This is a genomic window from Klebsiella sp. PL-2018, assembly GCF_019048985.1.
Classification (GTDB): domain Bacteria; phylum Pseudomonadota; class Gammaproteobacteria; order Enterobacterales; family Enterobacteriaceae; genus Klebsiella; species Klebsiella michiganensis.
In genome coordinates this window covers 1,032,717-1,053,638 of sequence record NZ_CP077673.1, presented here as the reverse complement: position 1 = coordinate 1,053,638, position 20,922 = coordinate 1,032,717, and the positions used below count along the sequence as shown (strand labels likewise).

The following is a 20,922-nucleotide window of genomic DNA, read 5'->3' as shown; positions in this document are numbered from 1 at the left end:
AAGACACGCCATCCCGGCCCGTGGTTATGACGCCGCGGGCCGGGAGGTTCAGGTCTTACTTGCTGCTGACCGGCAGCCCGGCGCCCTGGGCATCGCCCTGCGGCATTTCCAGCACCGCCACCGACCATGCCGGCAGCGTGACCGTGCCGTCAGCGGCAATCTGCACGCCGTTTGCCAGCGAATTTTCGCCCGCCGCCTGCTGGATCGCGCTCAGCTGCAGCGTTTCACCGGCAAACTCATTCAGCGTACGGCTTTCCGGCGCGGCGTTAATCACCACCACCAGGCCGTCAAGACGGCTATCCAGGCTGGCGCCCGCTTTCACTCCGTCATCCACGGTCATAACCAGCAGACCGGCCTGCTGGTCTGAACCGGTATTACGGAAATCAACGCGCTTCATCACCGCGCTGCCGTCGCCTAAGGTGAACAGCGGGGAGGATTTACGCATCTCGGTCAGCTCCTGGTAGAATGCGGTCATCTGCTTCAGCTCCGCTTCGCCCGGAGTGGCAACCATCTCTTTGACGCGAGTAATCACGTCATAGTTGCTGCCGTCATCGCTAATGGGCGGCATCCCAACGTTGTAGTTGTTATCCTGCAGGGAATAATCCACGCGGTTGAACCAGTCGCCGGAGTCGTAGGAGTCGCGGGTAAAGGATTTCGAGCGCAGCAGTTCAGAACCCTGCTGGTCGAAAGCGATCCCCTGCCCAAGCATCACCGTCGCCAGCGAAACGGCCTGCATGCGAACGCGGGTCGCCAGGTCGGCTTCCTGGGACGCTTTATAGCTGATCATGTCCCACAGCGTCTGGTTGTCGTGCTTCGAAACATAGTTGACGACTTCCGTCGGGTCTGCGGCATAGCCGCCAGGCGCGCCGTTATAGTCAATTTCGCTGCCTTTCTTCACCGCACCGTCTTTGTCGATCATCACAAAGTCAGCGAGGTTACCGGCCATGCCCAGACGGGTCAGATCGGCCAGATGACGCACCTGGTCATCGCTCAGGCTGGCGAGTTCGTTTGGCAACACGCCCGCGCCGCTGCCGACGCCCTGGTTCTGACGCAGCGCATCGCCGGAATCGAACGGGCCGCCGCCGCGCACGGAGTCGCGCAGGCGATCGGAGAACGTGCCGATGCCGGTACCTTTCAGGTTGATCTGCGAGGCGATTTCAAAGCGGTCGCTCTGGTTCGAGTCCCAGCCTTCGCCGAAGAAGTAGATATCCGGGTTCAGGGCCTTAATGCGCTCCCACGCCGAGAGAATTTGCGCTTTCGGGTGATAGCCCATCAGATCGAAGCGGAAGCCATCGATTTTATAGTCCGTGGTCCACACCGCCAGCGAGTCGGCGATCAGCTTGGCGAACATCCGATGCTCCGGCGCAGAGTCGGAACAGCAGGTGGCGGATTCAACGCTGCCGGTAATTTCATTCAGACGCTGATAGTACCAGGGTACGATCTTATCCAGCACCGACGTGCGGTCGGTCGGGCCCGCGGCGTTGGTGTGGTTGTATACCACGTCCATAATGACGTTCATCTCCAGATCCTGCTTGATCGCCTGAATCATGGTGCGGAACTCTTTGATGCGCGTCGTGCCTTCCGGATCGGTCGCGTAGGAGCCTTCCGGAACCGTGTAGTGGAACGGATCGTAGCCCCAGTTGTAGGAGTCGGTCTGCGCCACCAGCGTATTCAGCGCCTGCACCTGCGGATTATCCTGGCTATCGCTCTGCTTAAGCTGATTCAGCACCTCTTCCACGGTGGAGCCGCTGTCGCAGTATCCGGCGAACTCGCTGCTTTTCACCGCGCTGTTCACTTCGCACAGGCGGCTGAACGGCTGCTGAATATCGGCGACTTTGTCGCTGAACTCGTTCACCGTCGCCAGATCGAAGACCGGCAGCAGTTCAACGTGCGTGACGCCTGAAGCGGAGAGCTTCTTCAGATGCTGCACCATATTGCTGTCGCCGGCGGTCAGCGCAAGGTATTTACCGCGCAGTTCGGCCGGAACGGTCTGGTCCCAGGCGGAGAGATCGCGAATATGCGATTCATGAATCGTCATCTTCGCTAAATCCGCTTTTGTCTTCTGGGCATGCGGCATCGTCAGGCTGTCCCAGCCGTCAGGCTTCAGGGCGCTGTCGTTGAGATCGACCACCTGGCTGTACTCCGAGTTGGTCGACAGGCTATGCGCATACGGATCGGTGACTTCGTACTGTTCAACCTTGCGCGACTGCGGGTGATAAACCGTCATCGCATAGCGGTAGAACGCGCCTTTCAGATCGCTACCGCCCTGCCACGACCATGCGCCGGAAGCGCTGTCGCGGGTCATCGGATGGCTGCCAATCACTTTTTTGTCCGCGCTGTAGACCACCACATCCACCTGCTGAGCGGTCGGCGCCCAGACGCGGAAGGTGACGCCGCCGTCGGCCAGCTGCGCGCCGTAGCTCAGGGCTTCCGCCGCTTCGGCATAGGTATCATCCAGCACGCCCGCCGTCTGTACCTGGGTGGCGGAAATCAGGATCCCGTCCTCTGCGGCGGCAATGGCGACCGTTTCTCCCTGCAGCAGCTCGTCAACGTTGGCGTTGTCCGGCAGCTTAAAGGCCGCATAGCTGGAAAGGTGCGGGAAGCGCATGCTGACCTGCTGGCTGACGGTAGTCGGCGTCAGTTTCAGATAGCGGTCGGTAAATTTGCCTTCGCCGTCGGCCGCCACTTTACTGCTGTGGCTGTAGTAGAGGCGCACGAGGGGCTTATCCTGCCCCCCCGGCCACAGCAGCGTATTTTTATCGACCCAGTGGGCTTCGGCCAGCGCGACGCCAAAAGCGGCGCGGAAGGCGTCGGCGCGGGAGTCATAGACCGCGCTGTTGCCGGCGATCACCGATACCGTACGATCGGTAAAGTCGCCAAACGACACCCGCAGGTCGCTATCGATCAGCTTATCGGTGCCGTCGCGAACGATAACGTTAATACAGCCGCTCTCTTTGTTGAGCGGGATCACCCAGTACGGGCCATATTTATCGCTGCCGCTCGGCGTGGTGCTGACGTCATTCCAGTCCGCTACCGGCGCGCTCAGCGCGTCGCAGGTTTCGTTGTTCCATAAGTAGAGGTTTTTACTGCTGTAGTCCGCAGCGCTACTGCTGGTGATGCCGGCGATATCCACCAGGTGAATGACCGCCTGCTTTTCTGTCGCCGTGGCCGCTTCGCCGGGTACGGCAACGTCAGGTAAACGTACAACCACATCCTGATTACCAGGAGTGTCGGGATTTCCAGAGGAAGAAGAAGAGGATCCGTTATCGCAGCCGCTAAGTAAAACCAGCGATCCCAGAACCAGGGCATTACGGGTATATCTGAGCATTCGATAGTCCCTATACATGCTGATTAAATTATATGAAGTGTTATATACGCGAAACTATTCCTGGCGCACTTAAGCACCATAAAAAAATAACGAGCATATCTTTAAAGCGCCGATAATTAGATATTCTTGCTCTCTCCGGTTCAATCATCCATTCGCTCATTACGTGGGGGCGTAGGCGGCCGGAGGAGAAAAAATAAAAAGGGAATGACGACCGCAATAGCCAAACTCTTTATGATTCGCAGCGACCTACGCAGATTCCCGCAATAAGCACGCTCACAATAAAAAAAGCCCCACCAATATCGGTAGGGCGGTACCTTTTGCTGAGGGAAATAGAATGAGCAAAGGAATAAAAATGCATAATTCCGTGATGAGATTAACAATATCAAATAAAAAAATAATTAATTACGCGCCTCATATTGTGACATCCATCATATTATTTTTTATCTGCCAGCAGCTCGCCCAATTAACCTGGAAAATAATTCTCCCGGTAAACTTTACGGATAACGCATTGAGCCCTGCCGATATGACGGCGCCCGCAACCCCCTCCCCGGAAACGGCGCTGCCGCGCTTTACGCTGTTTGGCCTTGCGGAGAAAACCTCCGCCTCCGCGCACGGCGGCAACCTCGACCAGGCGCCCGTATCGGCGCTCAAACTGCGCGTTACCGGCCTGCTCGCCAGCACCGATCCCTCTCGCGCCATTGCCATCATGATGAAAGGGAATCAACAGGTTAGCCTCGGGATTGGCGATAGCACGCCGGGCGGAGAGGCGAAAATCGTCGCTATTTTCCCCGACCGCCTGATTGTTAATTACCGCGGCAGAAATGAGGCTATCCCGCTGTTTAACGACCCGCCTGCCGCCGGCAAAAATAGCGCCGCGCCGCCAGCCCGCCAATTGGCGCAGGAGCTCCGCGCGCAGCCGCAAAATATTCTTCATTACCTCAATATTTCGCCGGTCATGGTTAACGACAAGCTCAGCGGATATCGTCTGAATTCGGGCAAAGACCCGGCGCTATTTCGCCAGGCGGGTCTCAAGGAAAACGATCTGGCGATAGCCCTGAACGGCCTGGATCTTCGCGATAAAGAACAGTCCCGCCAGGCATTAGCCCAGCTACCGGAATTAACTGAAATAACTCTTACCGTTGAACGCGACGGCCAGAAACAAGATATTTATCTAGCCCTGAGGGATGAATAATTGATCATCGCCAACGTCATTCGCCCATTTTCCCTGATGCTGCTGGTATTCGCCGCGCTGTTATTCAAACCGGCCGCGGCGGAAGAGTTTTCCGCCAGCTTTAAGGGCACCGATATTCAGGAATTTATCAATACGGTGAGTAAAAACCTGAATAAAACGGTCATTATCGATCCCAGCGTACGCGGCACCATTACCGTGCGCAGCTACGATATGCTCAACGAAGAGCAATATTATCAATTCTTCCTCAGCGTCCTCGATGTCTATGGCTTCGCGGTGATTAATATGAATAACGGCGTCCTGAAAGTCGTGCGTTCGAAGGATGCGAAAACCGCCGCGGTGCCGGTGGCGAGCGATGCCGCGCCGGGCATTGGCGATGAGGTCGTCACCCGCGTCGTGCCCCTGACCAACGTCGCGGCCCGCGATCTGGCGCCGCTGCTGCGCCAGCTTAACGATAACGCCGGCGCGGGCAGCGTGGTGCACTATGAACCCTCCAACGTCCTGCTGATGACCGGCCGCGCGGCGGTCATCAAGCGCCTGCTAACCATCGTCGAACGCGTCGATAACGCCGGAGACCGCAGCGTGGTGACCGTTCCCCTCGCCTGGGCCTCCGCCGCCGATGTGGTCAAGCTGGTGACCGAACTCAACAAAGACACCAGCAAATCGGCGCTGCCCGGCTCAATGGTCGCCAACGTGGTGGCCGATGAACGCACCAACGCGGTGCTGGTCAGCGGCGAGCCGAACTCCCGCCAGCGGATCATCGCGATGATTAAGCAGCTCGACCGCCAGCAGGCGACCCAGGGCAATACCAAAGTGATCTACCTGAAATACGCCAAAGCCTCCGACCTGGTGGAAGTGCTGACCGGCATCAGCAGCACGATGCAGAGCGAAAAGCAGGCCGCGAAGCCGGTGGCGGCGCTGGATAAAAATATCATTATCAAAGCGCACGGTCAGACCAACGCCCTGATTGTCACCGCCGCCCCGGACGTAATGAACGATCTGGAGCGGGTGATCGCCCAGCTGGATATCCGCCGCCCGCAGGTGCTGGTCGAAGCGATTATCGCCGAAGTGCAGGACGCTGACGGTCTGAACCTCGGCATCCAGTGGGCCAATAAAAATGCCGGGATGACCCAGTTCACCAACAGCGGTCTGCCGATATCCACGGCCATCGCCGGGGCCAACCAGTACAACAAAAACGGCACCGTCAGCAGTTCGCTGGCGAGCGCCTTAAGCTCCTTCAACGGCATTGCCGCCGGCTTCTACCAGGGCAACTGGGCGATGCTGTTAACCGCCCTTTCCAGCAGCACCAAGAACGATATTCTCGCGACGCCGAGTATCGTCACCCTCGACAACATGGAAGCCACCTTTAACGTCGGCCAGGAGGTCCCGGTGCTGACCGGCTCGCAAACCACCTCCGGCGATAACATCTTCAATACCGTCGAGCGCAAAACCGTCGGCATCAAGCTAAAAGTGAAGCCGCAGATCAACGAAGGCGATTCGGTTCTGCTGGAGATCGAACAGGAGGTCTCCAGCGTGGCGGACGCCGCCTCCAGCACCAGCTCGGATCTCGGCGCGACCTTCAATACCCGTACGGTCAATAACGCCGTGCTGGTCGGCAGCGGCGAAACGGTGGTCGTCGGCGGACTGCTGGATAAAAGCGTCTCCGACACCGCCGACAAAGTCCCTCTGCTCGGCGATATCCCGGTGATTGGCGCGCTGTTCCGCTCCACCAGCAAAAAGGTCTCCAAGCGCAACCTGATGCTGTTTATCCGCCCGACGGTGATCCGCGACCGCGACGAGTACCGTCAGGCTTCATCCGGGCAGTACACCGCGTTTAACGACGCCCAGAGCAAACAGCGCGGCAAAGAGAACAACGACGCGATGCTGAGTAACGATCTGCTGGAGATCTACCCGCGCCAGGATACCGCCGCGTTCCGCCAGGTCAGCGCCGCCATCGACGCCTTCAATCTGGGAGGCAATCTATGACCCCCGCCGCTGAACGACGCCCGCTGCTCCCCTTCGGCTACGCCCGCGCGCACAACGTGATGCTCCTGAGCAACGGCGAAAGCTGCGAGGTTTTCTGCCTCGCCGCCACCGCGCCGCAGGCGCTGCTGGAAGCCCGCAGGGTGGCCGGGATGCCGTTCAGCCTCGAGCGACTGGAAGCGGAGGCGTTCGAAAAGCTGCTGGTGCTGAGCTATCAGCGCGACTCCGCCGAGGCCCGGCGCATGATGGCGGATATCGGCAACGAGCTGGATCTGTACACCCTTGCCGAAGAGCTGCCGGACACCGACGACCTGCTGGATAGCGAAGACGACGCGCCGATTATCCGCCTGATTAACGCCATGCTCACCGAGGCTATCAAAGAGAAAGCGTCGGATATTCATATCGAAACCTATGAACGCCACCTGCAAATTCGCTTTCGCGTCGACGGCGTACTGCGCGAAATTCTGCGCCCCCAGCGCCGCCTCGCTGCGCTGCTGATCTCGCGCATTAAGGTGATGGCGAGCCTTGATATCACCGAAAAGCGCATTCCTCAGGACGGTCGCATGGCGCTGCGCATTGGCGGACGCGCCGTCGACGTGCGCGTCTCCACCCTGCCGTCGAGCTACGGCGAACGCGTTGTGCTGCGTCTGCTCGATAAAAACAGCGTCAATCTCGACCTGCTGACCCTCGGCATGTCGCCCGCGCTGCTTCAGCAGGTGGATGGACTGATCGCCCGCCCGCACGGCATCGTGCTGGTGACCGGGCCGACCGGTTCGGGAAAAAGCACCACCCTCTACGCCGCGCTGAGCCGCCTCGATGCCCGCGAGCGCAACATCATGACCATTGAAGATCCTATCGAATATGAGCTGGAGGGCATCGGTCAGACCCAGGTTAACGCGAAAGTCGATATGACCTTTGCCCGCGGGCTGCGCGCCATTTTGCGCCAGGACCCTGACGTGGTGCTGGTGGGCGAAATTCGCGACGGCGAAACGGCGCAGATCGCCGTTCAGGCTTCGCTAACCGGTCATCTGGTGCTCTCAACGCTGCACACCAACAGCGCGCTGGGCGCCATCTCGCGCCTGCAGGATATGGGCGTGGAGCCTTTTCTGCTCTCCACCTCGCTGCTGGCGGTGATGTCGCAGCGGCTGGTGCGCCGGCTCTGCCCGCACTGTCGCCAGCAGGAACCGGCGAATGCCGACACCGCCCGCCAGATGGAGATCGCTCCCGGCACGGCGCTCTGGCAGCCCCGGGGCTGCGCCGAGTGCGGCTTTACCGGCTATCGCGGACGTACCGGCATTCACGAACTGCTGCTGGTGGACGATCGCGTGCGTATGGCAATCCACCGCGGCGAAAACGAGGTGACGCTGATCCAGCAGCTGGGGGCGGACTATATCACCCTGCGCCACGCCGGACGGGACAAGGCGCTGGCGGGGATCACCAGCTGGCAAGAGGTGCTGCGGGTTAGCGAACAGCAGATCGCGGAGGCCTCCTGACATGGCGCTTTTTCGCTATCAGGCTGTTGATGAAAACGGTAAAACCCGGCGCGGCGTCCAGCAGGCGGACTCCGCCCGCCACGCTCGCCAGCTGCTGAGGGAAAAGGGCTGGCTGGCGCTGGACATCGCCCCGGCAGCCGGCAGCGGCGGGCAACTGCGCTTTATTCGCCGCACCAACGCCCGCGATCTCGCCCTCGTTACCCGCCAGTTGGCGACGCTGGTCGCCGCCGCCATCCCGCTGGAAAAAGCGCTCGACGCGGTGGCCCAGCAGTGTGAAAAAAACCAGCTGAAAACCCTGATTGCCGGCGTGCGCGGCAAAGTGCTGGAAGGCCATTCGCTGGCGGAAGCGATGCGCGGCTACCCGGGCTGCTTCGACGCGCTCTACTGCGCGATGGTCGCCGCCGGAGAAGCCTCCGGCCACCTCGACGGCGTGCTGAACCGGCTGGCGGACTATACCGAACAGCGCCAGCAGCTGCGCGCCCGGCTGCTGCAGGCGATGATTTACCCCATCGTGCTGACCCTGGTGGCGGTCAGCGTGATCGTCATTCTGCTATCGACGGTGGTGCCGAAGGTTGTCGAGCAGTTTATCCACCTTAAGCAGGCGCTGCCGTTTTCCACCCGCCTGCTGATGGCGATGAGCGATGTGCTGCGCGCCGCCGGTCCGTGGCTGCTGCTGGCCGCCATGCTCGTCGCTCTGCTGCTGCGCTACCTGCTGCGGCAGCCGGCAAAGCGGCTGGCCTGGCACAGGCTGCTGCTGCGCCTGCCGCTGATTGGCCGGGTCGCGCGCAGCGTTAACAGCGCCCGCTACGCCCGCACCCTGAGCATTCTCAACGCCAGCGCCGTTCCGCTGCTGCTGGCGATGCGCATCAGCGCGGAAGTATTAAGCAACGCCTGGGCGAAGCGCCAGCTGGAAGCCGCCAGCGACGCGGTTCGCGAAGGCGTCAGCCTGCATCGCGCGCTCGAAATGACCAAGCTGTTCCCGCCGATGATGCGCTACATGGTCGCCAGCGGCGAACAGAGCGGCGAGCTCAACGGCATGCTGGAGCGCGCGGCGGATAACCAGGACCGGGATTTGAGCGCGCAAATTCAGCTGGCCCTCAGCCTGTTTGAACCTTTGCTAATAGTGGCGATGGCCGGCATGGTGCTGTTTATCGTCCTCGCCATCCTGCAACCGATACTGCAGCTCAATACCCTGATGAGTATGTAATTGTTCTAATGGAGAAAAATATGCAACGACAGCGCGGATTCACCTTACTGGAAATCATGGTGGTGATTGTTATCCTCGGCGTGCTCGCCAGCCTCGTGGTGCCCAACCTGATGGGCAACAAGGAAAAGGCCGACCGGCAAAAAGTGGTCAGCGATCTTGTGGCGCTCGAGGGGGCGCTGGACATGTACAAACTGGATAACAGCCGCTATCCCACCACCGAGCAGGGGCTGCAGGCGCTGGTCAGCGCGCCATCGGCCGAGCCGCACGCGCGCAACTATCCTGAAGGCGGCTATATTCGCCGTCTGCCGCAGGATCCCTGGGGCAGCGATTACCAGCTGCTGAGCCCCGGCCAGCACGGACAGGTGGATATTTTCAGCCTCGGGCCGGACGGCGTACCGGAGAGCAATGACGATATCGGTAACTGGACAATCGGGAAGAAATAGTGCGACAGCGCGGCTTTACGTTGCTGGAGATGATGCTCATTTTGCTGCTGATCGGCGTCAGCGCGGGCATGGTGATGCTGGCCTTCCCCGCCTCGCGCGACGATAGCGCGGCGCAGGCGCTGGCGCGCTTTGAGGCGCAGCTGCGCTTTGTCCAGCAACGAGGGCTGCAAACCGGCCAGTTTTTTGGCGCCTCGGTGCATCCCGATCGCTGGCAGTTTCTGGTCTTACAGCCCCGCGAAAGCAACGACCCGCCCCCGGCCGGCGACGACTGGAACGGCTATCGCTGGCTCCCCCTGCGCGCCGGACGCGTCGCCACCTCGGGCAGCATCGCCGGGAACACGCTGCATCTCACTTTTCCGCAGGGCGAGGCCTGGACGCCGGGCGACAATCCCGATGTGCTGATCTTTCCCGGCGGTGAGATGACGCCGTTCCGGCTGACCGTCGGCGAGGGACCGGGTATCGCGTTTAATGCGCGCGGCGAAAGCCTGCCCGAACCGCAGGAGGCGCCATGAAAAAGCAGGCCGGTATGACGCTGATTGAAGTGATGGTCGCCCTGGCGGTCTTCGCCCTCGCCGGGCTGGCGGTGATGCAGGCCACGCTCCAGCAAACCCGCCAGCTGGGTCGTATGGAGGAGAAAACCCTGGCCGGCTGGCTGGCGGATAATCAGCTGGTGCAGCTCCGGCTGGAAAATCGCTGGCCCGCGCTGAGCTGGTCGGAAACCACGGTGCAGGCGGCGGGCGTCAGCTGGCACATTCGCTGGCAGGGGGTGGAGACCGACCTGCCGCAGCTGCGGGCGCTGGACGTTGAAGTCCGCCGCGCCAAAAGCGATAAAATGCCCGTCTCTTCGCTGCGCACCTACGTGACGCCGCCATGATCCAGCGCGCTCGCGGATTTACCCTCGTCGAAATGCTGCTGGCGCTGGCTATCCTCGCCGCGCTCAGCGTCGCTGCGGTCACGGTGCTGCAAAACGTGATGCGCGCCGATACGCTCACCCGCGATAAGGGCGGGCGCATGCAGGCGTTACAGCTAACGTTCAGCCAGATAGCGGCGGACTTTAGCCAAATCATTCCCCGCCGCAGCCGCGACAGCGCGAGCCTCTTTTTTGCCGGACGTTTTCAGCTCGGCAGCGACGACTGGGCGATCGCCTTTAACCGCAACGGCTGGCCCAATCCTTTGGGGATCCTGCCGCGTTCGGAAATTCAGAACGTCAGCTACCGCCTGCGCGGGGATCGGCTGGAGCGTCTGAGCTACGACCAGCAGGACCCGCTGCCCGGTAGTCTGCCCACGGTGACCGTTATGCAGCGCAACGTGCAGGCGTTTCGCCTGCGCTTTTACGCCAGCGGCCGCTGGCAGGATGAATGGCAGCAGACGCAGACGCTGCCGCAGGGGCTGGAAGTCACCCTGACGCTGGAGCAGTCCGGCGAGATCCGCCGGCTGTTTCTGCTTACGCCAGGAGGCAGCCAATGAATACCCGCCAGCGCGGCGTCGCCCTGCTTATGGTGCTGCTGATCCTCGCTCTGATGATGGTGCTGGCGAGCGCCATGACCGAACGCAGCGCGCGGATGTATCAGCAAACCGCCACTACCCTCGATAACCTGCAGGCTAAATGGTACGCGCTGGGGGCGGAAACCCTGGCGGCGGCGCTGCTGCAACGCGACGCGCTCGACTCGCCGAACCAGACCCATCTGGCGCAGAACTGGGCCCAGCAGGGGCGCCGCTTTGCGGTCAATGATGGCGAGATCTACGCCACGATTACCGACGCTCAGGCCTGCTTCAATCTCAACGCCATTAACCAGCTCAGCGGCGACGAAAGCGTTGAAATCCCTTATCCCGCGCAGGTTTTTACCCGACTGCTGGAAAACCTCGGCAGCGAGCCGCTGCGCGCCTTACAGCTGACCGCCGCCCTGCGTGACTGGGTGGATAGCGATCGCCAGGCGCTGCTGAACGGCGCGGAAGACGAAGTCTATATGGCGCAATCCCCCGGCTATCTGACCGGCAATCAGCCGCTGCAGGACGTCAGCGAACTGCGTCTGCTGGCCGGGATGGACGCCGCGCTCTATCAGCGTCTGCTGCCCTACGTCTGCGCCCTGGCGGACGAGACGCTGCAGGTAAACGTCAATACCCTGCAGCCCGCTCAGGCCGCGCTGCTGGCGGCGCTCTTCCCCGCTGAACTCACCCTCGCCGAAGCCCGGCAGCTGCTGCAGGCCCGCGCGGCCACCGGCTGGAGCAGCGTCGCCGCCTTCCTGTCGCAGCCGCTATTACAAAAAACCGATACCGCCGCCGCGCGTCCGTGGCTGGCGGTGCACAGCGAGCGCTTTATCGCCACATTCAGCGTGGTGATGGGCAGCGCCCGCTATCAGCAACGCAGTCTCCTGCAAAAGCAGGGGCGAACCTTCAGCGTCGTCCAGCGGCGCTACGGAATCTATTGGGTAGCCGATGAATAACCACCATACTTTTTCCGCCGCCGTGCTGATTATTCGCCTCAATCCCGATGCCGCGACGGCGATATGGCGGCTGGCCGCGCCGGGCGACGCGGCGCAGACTGGCGAGTGGCATCCTGACGCTGGCGACCCGACGCTCAGCCTGCTGGCGCAGCGTCATCCGGCCTGGGTGCTGGTGCCCGCCAGCGACTGCGCGTTTCATCGCGTTACCCTGCCCGCCGGCGCGCGCCGAAATGCGCAGCAGGCGCTGGCGTTTTTACTCGAAGAACAGCTGGCAACGGAGATCGAAGAAAGCCATTTTGCCCTGCTCCACCGGGATAAAAGCGACTGTGCCGTGGCGGTGGTCGGGCGGGAGAAGATGCGCGCATGGCAGGCCTGGTGCGAGGGGCTCGGACTGAACGTGCTGGCCCTGACGCCGGATGCCCTTGCCCTGCCGCAGAACCCGACCGGCTGGAGCGCCGTACGCTGCGGCGAACAGTGGCTGTTTCGCTGCGAGACGTGCAGCGGTATGGCGGTGGAAACCCCATGGCTCGACGAACTGCTGGTTCACTGGCCTGACCTCGCGCCCATCGCCTGCTACTCGCCGCCGCCGGATATCGCCGCGCCGTGGCAGCCTCGCCCGGCGCAGGATTTGCTGGCGCTGGCGGCGAGCAACCCGCAGGCGCGCAAAATCTGCTTACGCCAGGGCAATTTTGCCGCGAAACGCCGGCCGCCGACGCCCCGACGCTGGCGGCCGGCGATTGTCGCAACCCTGGCGCTACTGCTGCTGTGGAGCGGAAATCGCCTCCACGACCATCTCGCCCTGGCGCGTCAGGCCGACGCCGCCGTGCAGGCCAGCCGTGATTTTTACCGCCAGTGGTTCAAAGCGGAAAAAAATCTCGTCAATCCACGCCTGCAAATGCAGCAGCATCTGCGCCGTCTGGAAAGCGTGAGCGCCCGGCCGGCGCTCATCTCACGGCTCGGCGCCCTGCAGCAAATCATCGCCGAAACGCCGGGCATTCGTCTGCGCGCCCTGAGCTTTGACGCCGCGCGCAACGCGCTGCAGCTGGAGATATCCGCCGTCTCATCGCAGGCTCTGGAGCAGTTCAGCCAGCGGACGCGGGCGGGGTTTCGCGTGCAGACCGGCGAGATGAAGCCGCGCGCCGACGGTATTGAAGGGCGTCTGACGCTGGAGGGGAACGATGGATAACCTGCTCGCCTTATGGCAACAGCGTACGCGCCGCGAACGGCATTTGCTGCTGGGGATGGGCGTCATGCTGCTTATTGGCCTGATTTATTACGCCTTCTGGCAGCCCTGGCAAAATCGCGAGGCGCAGTGGCGGCAAACGCTGGCCAGGGAGCAGTCCAGCCTGCGGTGGATGCGCCAGCAGACCCCGCTTCTCCAGCAGCTTAACCAGCGGAAACCTTCTGCCGCGCCGGAAGAACCCTCGACGGTGATTATGCGCGAAGCCGGCCGCCACGGTATCGCTATCGTTCGCCTGCAGCCGCAGGGCTCCCGCCTGAGCCTTACCGTGCAGCCCGCCGATTTCCAGGCGCTGATGGCATGGCTGGACGCGCTGGGGCAGGCGGGGATGACCACCGCCACCCTGGCGGTGACCGCCGTGGCGCAGCAGCCCGGTTGGGTGACGATTAATACGCTGGTGCTGGAGCGCAGCGATGAAAAATAAACTCACTATCGCCCTGCTGCTGGCGGCGGTCTATCTCTTCTCGCTGCTGTTTAGCGCGCCGGCGCGGCTGCTCACTCTGGCGCTACCGGACGGCGCGCGGCTCGGCGAAACCACGGGCACCCTGTGGCAAGGAGAAGCCCGTCAGGCCAGCTGGCGCGGTTTTGACATCGCCCATTTACGCTGGGAGTTTGGCTTTTCGTCGTGGCTTCCCGGCTGGCATATCGCGTTTAACGACCCCTCCGGCCTGCGCGGCCAGGCCTGGCTGCACGGTCTGAACGACGTTGTGGTGCGCGAGGGACAACTCGCGGCGCCGGCCCGGACGATCGGCCAGCGGTTAGCATCCGGCATACCGCTGGAGGCCCGCGGTCAGGTTGTGCTGACGCTGCCCGAGGCCCGCTTTAACGCCGGCGGTTGCCGACAGATGAGCGCCAGCACCGTGCAGTGGCGGGACGCGGCGCTCAGCTCCCCCGCCGGATCGCTCGAACTGGCCCAGGTCAACGGCAAATTAAGCTGTACCCCGGCGGGCGCGCTGGCTGTCGCCCTGACCCAGGACTCCCGTCAGCTTAGCCTCGCAGGACAGGGCGTTCTGACGCCCAACGGGCGCTTTACGTTTAACGGTACGCTGCAGACCCGCCAGACGGCTCCGGCGCTGCTGGCGCTGCTGCTCGCGCAAAACGGCCGCAAAGATGAGCAGGGGCGCACGCCGTGGCAGTGGCAGGGGCAGTGGCGCTCCGGGGAGAAAAAATAGAGATGGAAAATATCGCGCAGTTACCCGAGTTCGCCGCGCAATTCCCGTCAATCTGGGGCGGCTTTTTATTCCTGTCCGGACTGGCGTTCGGCAGCTTTTTTAACGTCGTTATCCATCGTTTACCGCTGATGATGGAACGCGCAGAGGGGGTGAATCTCTGCCTCCCCGCGTCGTTCTGTCCGCAGTGCCGTCAGCCTATCGCCTGGCGGGACAATATCCCGCTGCTGAGCTTTTTATGGCTCAGGGGGCGCGCGCGCTGCTGCGGGCAGCCGATCTCGCGTCGCTATCCCCTGATGGAGCTGACGACCGGCGCGCTGTTTGTACTCGCGGGGTACCTGATGGCTCCGGGCATGCCGCTGCTGGGCGGGCTAATTTTCGTGTCCGTACTGCTGATCCTCGCCGCCATCGACGCGCAAACGCAGCTGCTGCCTGACAGGCTGACGCTGCCGCTGCTGTGGGCCGGTCTGCTGTTCAATCTTTCCGATACCTTCGCGCCGCTGGCGGAGGCGGTCATTGGCGCGATGGCCGGGTATTTGTCGCTGTGGTTGGTGTACTGGGTGTTCCGTCTGCTGACCGGTAAAGAGGCGCTGGGCTACGGCGATTTCAAGCTGCTGGCGGCGCTCGGCGCGTGGCTCGGCTGGCAGCCGCTGCCGCAGACGCTGCTGCTGGCTTCCGCCAGCGGTCTGGTCTGGACGCTGCTGCAGCGCCTGGTAACCCGTCGTTCGCTCGAACAACCTCTGGCCTTCGGCCCCTGGCTGGCGCTGGCGGGCGGCGGCATCTTTTTGTGGAGCCAGGTATAAAACATCCCCTGCTCGCGCTGCGCTTAGCAGGGCTACTGGCGGTGCTGGTCCGGTAGCCCCGATAAGGCGTTTACGCCGCAACCCGGGAAAACATCCCCTGCTCGCGCTACGCTTAGCGGGGCTACGGGTGCTGTTGGTCCGGTAGCCCGGGTAAGGCGTTTACGCCGCAACCCGGGCCCCCCCCCCTGCTCGCGCTGCGCTTAGCAGGGCTACGGGCGGTGCTGGTCCGGTAGCCCGGGTAAAGCGTTTACGCCGCAACCCGGGAACTCTCCGGCTACGAATACTTTTTGGTGCGCCGGGTCGGGGCGGTATTGGCCGGATCGTCGGGCCAGACGTGCTTGGGATAGCGCCCTTTCATCTCTTTTTGCACCTCGCGGTAGCTCCCCTGCCAGAAGGCGCCTAAATCGCGGGTGATCTGCAGCGGGCGCTGCGCCGGTGAAAGCAGCTCCAGCACCAGCGGCACGCGCCCCTGGGCGATAGTCGGAGTGGTCGCTTCGCCAAACATCTCCTGCATCCGCACCGCCAGCGCCGGCGGGTTTTCATCGTGATAACGAATCGCGATGCGGCTACCGGTCGGCACCGTATAGTGCGTGGGCAGCTCGCTGTCCAGCTTCTGGCGCAGCGGCCACGGCAGCCAGTTTTGCAGCGCCTGACGCACGTCCAGCGCCTTCAGGGCGCGCAGCGAATGGACGCCCGCCATCTGCGGCAGCAGCCACTGTTCAAGCGAGGCCAGCAGCGACGCCTCGTCAACGGCCGGCCACGCCTCCTCCGGCAGCCACCGCGCCGCACAGTGTAGCCGCAGACGCAGCTGCTCCGCCTCCGGCGTCCAGGTTAGCACGCTCAGTCCCTTCTCGCGGATCCCGTTGAGCATCGCCTGGTGCAGCTCCTCTTCCGACGGCTTCGCCAGCGGCTGGGTCTTAATCACCAGGCGTCCGATACAGGTGCGCCGCCAGGCCTTCAGCGTTCCTAACGCCTCATCCCACTCGACGATATCGGAACGCCGGGCCAGGGCCGGACACTGCTCAATCAACGCGTGAATATCGACCGGCAGCGCCAGCAGGATCCGCGCGTCCGGCGATGCGCTTCCCTGCAGCAGCAGCGGCGCAATCAACCATTCGTGGCGGCCCAGCGCATCGTCGGCGTCGAGCATCGCCCCCATCCCGTTAGCCAGCTGGTAGCGCCCCTCCTGGCCGCGACGATGGGCGATACGGTCGGCAAAAGCGGAAGCCAGCAGCGCCGCGATGTTGTCGGCGTCGGGCTGACCGCCGCGAACCGCCAGCCTTTTCATCAGCTGCTGCGCCCGCTGCTGCCAGTTACCCTGCTGACGGGCAAACGCCGCGCTAAGATCGCTATTGCCGCCGCGCGGCGGCTCTTCAAGGATCGCCGCCAGTTTAGCCGCCGTGGCGGCGCCATCGGCATCCTCCGCCGCGGTCAGCATCGCCGCCAGGCGCGGATCGTTGCCCAACGCCGCCATTTTGCGCCCGCGCGCCGACAGCCGCTCGCCTTCCAGCGCAGAAAGGTCGGTGAGCAGACGCCGGGCCGCCGCCAGGTTGGTCGCAGGCGGCAGATCCAGCCAGCTGAGCTGGGCCGGGTCCTGGCATCCCCACTGCAGCAGCTCCAGCAGCAGCGACGACAGATCGCTTTGCAGAATTTCCGGGTCGCCCTGCGCCGCCGCGCGCTCGGCCTGCTCTTTAGCCAGCAGATGCAGGCAGATACCCGGCGCCAGGCGCCCGGCGCGTCCGGCGCGCTGGGTCATTGAGGCCTGGCTGATGCGCTGCGTGACCAGGCGAGTGAGCCCGGTGCGGGCGTCAAAGCGGGCGACCCGCTCCTGGGCGCTATCCACCACCAGCCGAATCCCCTCGATGGTCAGACTGGTTTCGGCGATATTGGTCGCCAGCACCACCTTGCGCATCCCGGCGGGCGCGGGCAGTATCGCCTTACGCTGCTCGCTCAGCGGCAGCGCGCCGTACAGGGGGCAAAGAATCACATCGCTCGCCACCCGCTCCGCCAGCCGCTCCTGAACGCGCTGAATCTCTCCCACCCCGGGCAGAAAAAGCAGCATTGAGCCATTTTCGCTGCGCAGCAGCTCCGCGGCGGCCACCGCCACCGCCTCGTCAAAGCGCTGATGGGCCGGCAGCGGCAGAAAACGCCGCTCAACCGGAAACGCGCGCCCTTCAGAGACGATAACCGGCGCCTCCGGCAGCAGCCGCTGCAGGCGTTCATTGTCCAGCGTCGCCGACATAATCAGCAGTTTGAGATCGTCGCGCAGCCCCTGCTGAACGTCGAGCAGCAGCGCCAGCGCCAGATCCGCCTGCAGGCTGCGTTCGTGGAATTCATCGAGGATCGCCAGCCCCACGCCGGTCAGCTCCGGATCGCGCTGGATCATCCGCGTTAAAATGCCCTCCGTCACCACTTCGAGGCGCGTGTTCGGCCCGACGCAGCTCTCCGCGCGCATGCGATAGCCCACGGTCTCGCCGGGCTTCTCTCCCAGCAGTTCCGCCAGCCGCTGCGCCACGTTACGCGCGGCCAGCCGCCGCGGCTCCAGCAGGATTATGCGTCCGTTGATGTTACCTTCGGCGAGGATTTGCAGCGGCAGCCAGGTGGATTTCCCGGCGCCGGTTGGCGCATTAAGCAGAACCTGCGGCGCATGCTGCAGGGCAGAGAGAAGTTCAGGGAGGACGGCGGCAACCGGCAATGAGGACACGAAACGCTCCGGAGGTTAACATTTGCGGGCAAGCATTGTAGCATCCCGGTAATTCATTACCGAGTCTCTATCATGTCCGAGCCGAAAAGGCTGTTTTTCGCCATTGAACTTCCCGGGGACGTTCAGCAGCAGATCGTGCACTGGCGCGCCGCCAGCTTTCCCGGCGATGCGGGTCGACCGGTGGCGGCGGCTAACCTCCATCTGACGCTGGCGTTTCTTGGCGAGGTGAGCGCGGACAAGCAGCGGGCGCTGTCAGCGATGGCCGGACGGATCCGCCAGCCGGGCTTTACCCTGACGCTTGACGATGCCGGGCAGTGGCTGCGTTCGCGGGTAGTGTGGCTGGGCACCCGTCAGCCGCCGCGCGGGGTGCTGCAATTAGCGAATATGCTACGCGCCCAGGCCGCCCGCAGCGGTTGCTATCAGAGCCCGCAGCCGTTTCATCCGCATATCACCCTGCTGCGCGACGCGCGCCACGCGGTGCCGATTCCGCCGCCCGGATTTAGCTGGGCGTTTGCGGTCAACGAATTTGTGCTCTACGAATCCAGCTTTAGCCGCGGGCGTACCCGCTATCAGGCGCTGGAACGTTATCCCTTCGACAAGGAAAGCTGATGCTGTTCACTCCTCCCCTGCAGTCCGCCACCCTGGTTAAACGTTACAAACGGTTTCTCGCCGACGTGGTCACCCCCGACGGCCGCGAGCTGACCCTGCACTGCCCCAACACCGGCGCCATGACCGGCTGCGCCGCGCCGGGCGATACCGTCTGGTATTCCACCTCAGATAATCCTAAGCGTAAATATGCCCACACGTGGGAATTAACTGAAACCGTAGAGGGCGCGACAATTTGTGTTAATACTCTACGTGCTAACACGTTGGCAAAAGAGGCGATTCTGGCAGGAAATATTCCCGAGCTTTTGGGCTATAACACGCTGAAAAGCGAAGTGAAGTATGGTGATGAAAGCAGCCGCATTGATATTCTGTTACAAGCAGATGACCAACAAAACTGCTATATTGAAGTGAAATCGGTTACGTTGGCGGAAAAGGAATACGGTTACTTCCCCGATGCGGTTACCGCACGCGGTCAGAAGCACCTGCGGGAGCTGATGAGCGTGGCGGCAGCGGGCGATCGGGCGGTGATTTTGTTCGCCGTGCTGCACTCGGCGATAGACCGTTTCTCACCCGCGCATCATATTGATGCCAGATACGCACAGCTATTGATTGAGGCGCAAAAAAAGGGGGTGGAAATTCTCGCCTACAAGGCGGAACTTTCTACCGAGATGATGACTCTGAATAAGCCGATTACCGTGGTGTTAACCCCCGGTAAATAAACGGCTAAATAGTATTCGGGTCGCGAGCGCAAATACGCTTTTCCTCACAGGGTTGTCAAGTGTAACGTTTAGATAATTGCTATCCGGAAAAGCATCTGCTATTTATAGCGGCCTGATTTTTCCCCCAACACGGGGATCGATAGTGCGTGTTAAGGAGAAGCAACATGCAAGAAGGGCAAAACCGTAAAACATCGTCCCTGAGTATTCTCTCCATCGCTGGGGTGGAGCCGTACCAAGTGAAGCCGGGCGAAGAGTATATGAACGAAGCCCAGCTGGCGCACTTCAAGCGCATTCTTGAAGCGTGGCGTAACCAACTTAGGGATGAAGTGGATCGCACCGTAACGCATATGCAGGATGAAGCTGCTAACTTCCCGGATCCGGTAGACCGTGCCGCTCAGGAAGAAGAGTTCAGCCTGGAGCTGCGTAACCGCGACCGCGAACGTAAACTGATCAAAAAGATCGAGAAAACGCTGAAAAAAGTCGAAGACGAAGATTTCGGCTTCTGTGAATCCTGTGGCGTTGAGATTGGTATCCGTCGTCTGGAAGCGCGTCCGACCGCCGACCTGTGCATTGATTGCAAAACGCTGGCGGAAATTCGCGAAAAACAGATGGCAGGCTAATCACTTCGCTGACGCATCTCTGGCGGGAGCTTTCTCCCGCCCTGATGCTTTAGTCATACGATGACAGATTCCCACTACATCGGGCGCTTTGCCCCCTCACCTTCCGGCGAACTCCACTTCGGCTCATTGATTGCCGCGCTTGGCAGCTATCTGCAGGCTCGGGCACAGAACGGTATCTGGCGCGTGCGCATTGAAGATATCGATCCGCCGCGTGAAGTCCCCGGCGCCGCCGAGACTATTCTTCGTCAGTTAGAGCACTTCGGCCTGCACTGGGACGGAGAGGTACTCTGGCAGTCAAAACGCCACGAAGCCTATCGTGAGCGCCTGGCCTGGCTACGCGAGCAGGGCCTCTGCTACTACTGCACCTGCACCCGCGCGCGTATCCACGCTATTGGCGGCCTTTACGACGGCCACTGCCGTGATTTACGCCTCGGCGCGGAAAACGCCGCTCTGCGCCTGCGGCAAACGCGTCCGGTCCTTGAATTTTATGACCAGTTGCGCGGTACGATCGTCGCCGACGAGCCTCTGGCGCGTGAAGATTTTATTATCCACCGTCGCGATGGGCTGTTCGCCTATAATCTGGCGGTGGTGGTGGACGATCATTTTCAGGGCGTCAGCGAAATCGTCCGCGGCGCCGATCTTATCGAGCCGACGGTGCGGCAAATTTCGCTCTATCAGCATTTTGGCTGGCAGGCGCCGGACTATATCCATTTGCCGCTGGCCCTCAACGCGCAGGGCAATAAACTGTCGAAGCAAAACCACGCTCCGGCGTTATCTACAGGCGATCCGCGCCCGGAAATTGTGCGGGCGCTAACGTTTCTTAATCAGGATGTCATTCAGGAATGGCAGACGCTGAGCATTGAGGATTTACTCAAGTACGCGGTAGCGAACTGGCGGCCGGAGCAAATCCAGCATTCTCAAATGCGTTCTGCTGAGCTATGATTAGCCGCTATTTTTTTGTCCTGAAGTCCGTC

Annotated in this window: 19 protein-coding genes; 17 read left to right on the top strand and 2 right to left on the bottom strand. The window is 62.0% G+C overall.

Features of this window, described 5'->3' with window-relative positions; genetic code table 11:
* Positions 1-55: 55 nt before the first annotated feature.
* The gene (pulA, locus tag MKleb_RS04905) at positions 56-3,328 is read right to left on the bottom strand and encodes a pullulanase-type alpha-1,6-glucosidase (protein ID WP_217076505.1); all 3,273 of its coding nucleotides are present in this window, start codon (positions 3,326-3,328) and stop codon (positions 56-58) included.
* A 352-nt stretch (positions 3,329-3,680) separates the two neighbouring features.
* On the opposite strand from pulA, the gene gspC reads away from it, so the two are divergent.
* From gspC to MKleb_RS04840, 13 genes are read left to right on the top strand one after another with little or no spacing between them, the layout of a single operon-like run.
* Positions 3,681-4,520 (top strand): type II secretion system protein GspC, encoded by an 840-nt coding sequence (gene gspC / locus MKleb_RS04900; RefSeq protein ID WP_143440002.1) that lies wholly within the window; start codon positions 3,681-3,683, stop codon positions 4,518-4,520.
* 36 nt (positions 4,521-4,556) lie between these two features.
* Positions 4,557-6,503, top strand: a complete 1,947-nt coding sequence (gene pulD, locus MKleb_RS04895; RefSeq protein ID WP_217076742.1) for a GspD family T2SS secretin variant PulD — start codon at positions 4,557-4,559, stop codon at positions 6,501-6,503.
* Complete coding sequence (gene gspE / locus MKleb_RS04890; protein ID WP_064405733.1) at positions 6,500-7,993, top strand: type II secretion system ATPase GspE; 1,494 nt, start codon at positions 6,500-6,502, stop codon at positions 7,991-7,993. The genes pulD and gspE overlap by 4 nt, the downstream gene beginning before the upstream one ends.
* A gap of 1 nt (position 7,994) precedes the next feature.
* Positions 7,995-9,200 carry a type II secretion system inner membrane protein GspF gene (gene gspF / locus MKleb_RS04885; RefSeq protein WP_064405735.1) on the top strand — a complete coding sequence of 402 codons (1,206 nt, stop codon included), beginning with the start codon at positions 7,995-7,997 and terminating at the stop codon, positions 9,198-9,200.
* Between the two features lie 20 nt (positions 9,201-9,220).
* A complete protein-coding gene (gene gspG / locus MKleb_RS04880; RefSeq protein ID WP_004098709.1) occupies positions 9,221-9,643 on the top strand; it encodes a type II secretion system major pseudopilin GspG in 423 nt (140 codons plus the stop codon).
* On the top strand, positions 9,643-10,155 hold the full coding sequence (gene gspH / locus MKleb_RS04875; RefSeq protein WP_064405737.1) for a type II secretion system minor pseudopilin GspH: 513 nt from the start codon (positions 9,643-9,645) through the stop codon (positions 10,153-10,155). Before gspG ends, gspH begins: the two co-directional genes overlap by 1 nt.
* A complete protein-coding gene (gene gspI, locus MKleb_RS04870; protein ID WP_009654631.1) occupies positions 10,152-10,517 on the top strand; it encodes a type II secretion system minor pseudopilin GspI in 366 nt (121 codons plus the stop codon). The genes gspH and gspI overlap by 4 nt, the downstream gene beginning before the upstream one ends.
* On the top strand, positions 10,514-11,110 hold the full coding sequence (gspJ, locus tag MKleb_RS04865) for a type II secretion system minor pseudopilin GspJ (RefSeq protein ID WP_064405739.1): 597 nt from the start codon (positions 10,514-10,516) through the stop codon (positions 11,108-11,110). The genes gspI and gspJ overlap by 4 nt, the downstream gene beginning before the upstream one ends.
* Positions 11,107-12,087 (top strand): type II secretion system minor pseudopilin GspK, encoded by a 981-nt coding sequence (gene gspK / locus MKleb_RS04860; protein WP_025107364.1) that lies wholly within the window; start codon positions 11,107-11,109, stop codon positions 12,085-12,087. Before gspJ ends, gspK begins: the two co-directional genes overlap by 4 nt.
* On the top strand, positions 12,080-13,273 hold the full coding sequence (gspL, locus tag MKleb_RS04855) for a type II secretion system protein GspL (protein ID WP_025107363.1): 1,194 nt from the start codon (positions 12,080-12,082) through the stop codon (positions 13,271-13,273). The genes gspK and gspL overlap by 8 nt, the downstream gene beginning before the upstream one ends.
* Positions 13,266-13,751, top strand: coding sequence for a type II secretion system protein GspM (gspM, locus tag MKleb_RS04850; RefSeq protein ID WP_025107362.1), 486 nt, complete (start codon positions 13,266-13,268; stop codon positions 13,749-13,751). Before gspL ends, gspM begins: the two co-directional genes overlap by 8 nt.
* Positions 13,741-14,499, top strand: coding sequence for a type II secretion system protein N (locus MKleb_RS04845; RefSeq protein WP_025107361.1), 759 nt, complete (start codon positions 13,741-13,743; stop codon positions 14,497-14,499). The genes gspM and MKleb_RS04845 overlap by 11 nt, the downstream gene beginning before the upstream one ends.
* Before the next feature lie 2 nt (positions 14,500-14,501).
* Entirely contained in the window at positions 14,502-15,299 is a 798-nt protein-coding gene (locus MKleb_RS04840; RefSeq protein ID WP_025107360.1) for a prepilin peptidase, read from the top strand.
* Between the two features lie 274 nt (positions 15,300-15,573).
* On the opposite strand, the gene hrpB is transcribed toward MKleb_RS04840, so the two are convergent.
* A complete protein-coding gene (gene hrpB / locus MKleb_RS04835) occupies positions 15,574-18,003 on the bottom strand; it encodes an ATP-dependent helicase HrpB (RefSeq protein WP_025106517.1) in 2,430 nt (809 codons plus the stop codon).
* Positions 18,004-18,075: 72 nt separating this feature from the next.
* Here hrpB and thpR point away from each other — a divergent pair, with 72 nt between their 5' ends.
* The 4 genes from thpR (at position 18,076) to gluQRS (ending at position 20,890) form a co-directional block, all read left to right on the top strand.
* The gene (gene thpR / locus MKleb_RS04830; RefSeq protein WP_014837425.1) at positions 18,076-18,612 is read left to right on the top strand and encodes an RNA 2',3'-cyclic phosphodiesterase; all 537 of its coding nucleotides are present in this window, start codon (positions 18,076-18,078) and stop codon (positions 18,610-18,612) included.
* Positions 18,612-19,328 (top strand): DNA/RNA nuclease SfsA, encoded by a 717-nt coding sequence (sfsA, locus tag MKleb_RS04825; RefSeq protein ID WP_025106516.1) that lies wholly within the window; start codon positions 18,612-18,614, stop codon positions 19,326-19,328. The genes thpR and sfsA overlap by 1 nt, the downstream gene beginning before the upstream one ends.
* A gap of 164 nt (positions 19,329-19,492) precedes the next feature.
* Positions 19,493-19,948 (top strand): RNA polymerase-binding protein DksA, encoded by a 456-nt coding sequence (gene dksA, locus MKleb_RS04820; protein WP_004098689.1) that lies wholly within the window; start codon positions 19,493-19,495, stop codon positions 19,946-19,948.
* 60 nt (positions 19,949-20,008) lie between these two features.
* Entirely contained in the window at positions 20,009-20,890 is an 882-nt protein-coding gene (gene gluQRS / locus MKleb_RS04815; protein WP_014837424.1) for a tRNA glutamyl-Q(34) synthetase GluQRS, read from the top strand.
* The last annotated feature ends 32 nt before the right edge of the window (positions 20,891-20,922 follow it).

What these genes read in the sequence shown, in the direction of transcription:
- pulA (WP_217076505.1), bottom strand. Translation starts at nt 3,328, where the DNA reads ATGCTCAGATATACCCGTAATGCCCTGGTTCTGGGATCGCTGGTTTTA.
- gspC (WP_143440002.1), top strand. Translation starts at nt 3,681, where the DNA reads ATGCATAATTCCGTGATGAGATTAACAATATCAAATAAAAAAATAATT.
- pulD (WP_217076742.1), top strand. Translation starts at nt 4,557, where the DNA reads ATGCTGCTGGTATTCGCCGCGCTGTTATTCAAACCGGCCGCGGCGGAA.
- gspE (WP_064405733.1), top strand. Translation starts at nt 6,500, where the DNA reads ATGACCCCCGCCGCTGAACGACGCCCGCTGCTCCCCTTCGGCTACGCC.
- gspF (WP_064405735.1), top strand. Translation starts at nt 7,995, where the DNA reads ATGGCGCTTTTTCGCTATCAGGCTGTTGATGAAAACGGTAAAACCCGG.
- gspG (WP_004098709.1), top strand. Translation starts at nt 9,221, where the DNA reads ATGCAACGACAGCGCGGATTCACCTTACTGGAAATCATGGTGGTGATT.
- gspI (WP_009654631.1), top strand. Translation starts at nt 10,152, where the DNA reads ATGAAAAAGCAGGCCGGTATGACGCTGATTGAAGTGATGGTCGCCCTG.
- gspJ (WP_064405739.1), top strand. Translation starts at nt 10,514, where the DNA reads ATGATCCAGCGCGCTCGCGGATTTACCCTCGTCGAAATGCTGCTGGCG.
- gspK (WP_025107364.1), top strand. Translation starts at nt 11,107, where the DNA reads ATGAATACCCGCCAGCGCGGCGTCGCCCTGCTTATGGTGCTGCTGATC.
- gspL (WP_025107363.1), top strand. Translation starts at nt 12,080, where the DNA reads ATGAATAACCACCATACTTTTTCCGCCGCCGTGCTGATTATTCGCCTC.
- gspM (WP_025107362.1), top strand. Translation starts at nt 13,266, where the DNA reads ATGGATAACCTGCTCGCCTTATGGCAACAGCGTACGCGCCGCGAACGG.
- MKleb_RS04845 (WP_025107361.1), top strand. Translation starts at nt 13,741, where the DNA reads ATGAAAAATAAACTCACTATCGCCCTGCTGCTGGCGGCGGTCTATCTC.
- MKleb_RS04840 (WP_025107360.1), top strand. Translation starts at nt 14,502, where the DNA reads ATGGAAAATATCGCGCAGTTACCCGAGTTCGCCGCGCAATTCCCGTCA.
- thpR (WP_014837425.1), top strand. Translation starts at nt 18,076, where the DNA reads ATGTCCGAGCCGAAAAGGCTGTTTTTCGCCATTGAACTTCCCGGGGAC.
- sfsA (WP_025106516.1), top strand. Translation starts at nt 18,612, where the DNA reads ATGCTGTTCACTCCTCCCCTGCAGTCCGCCACCCTGGTTAAACGTTAC.
- dksA (WP_004098689.1), top strand. Translation starts at nt 19,493, where the DNA reads ATGCAAGAAGGGCAAAACCGTAAAACATCGTCCCTGAGTATTCTCTCC.
- gluQRS (WP_014837424.1), top strand. Translation starts at nt 20,009, where the DNA reads ATGACAGATTCCCACTACATCGGGCGCTTTGCCCCCTCACCTTCCGGC.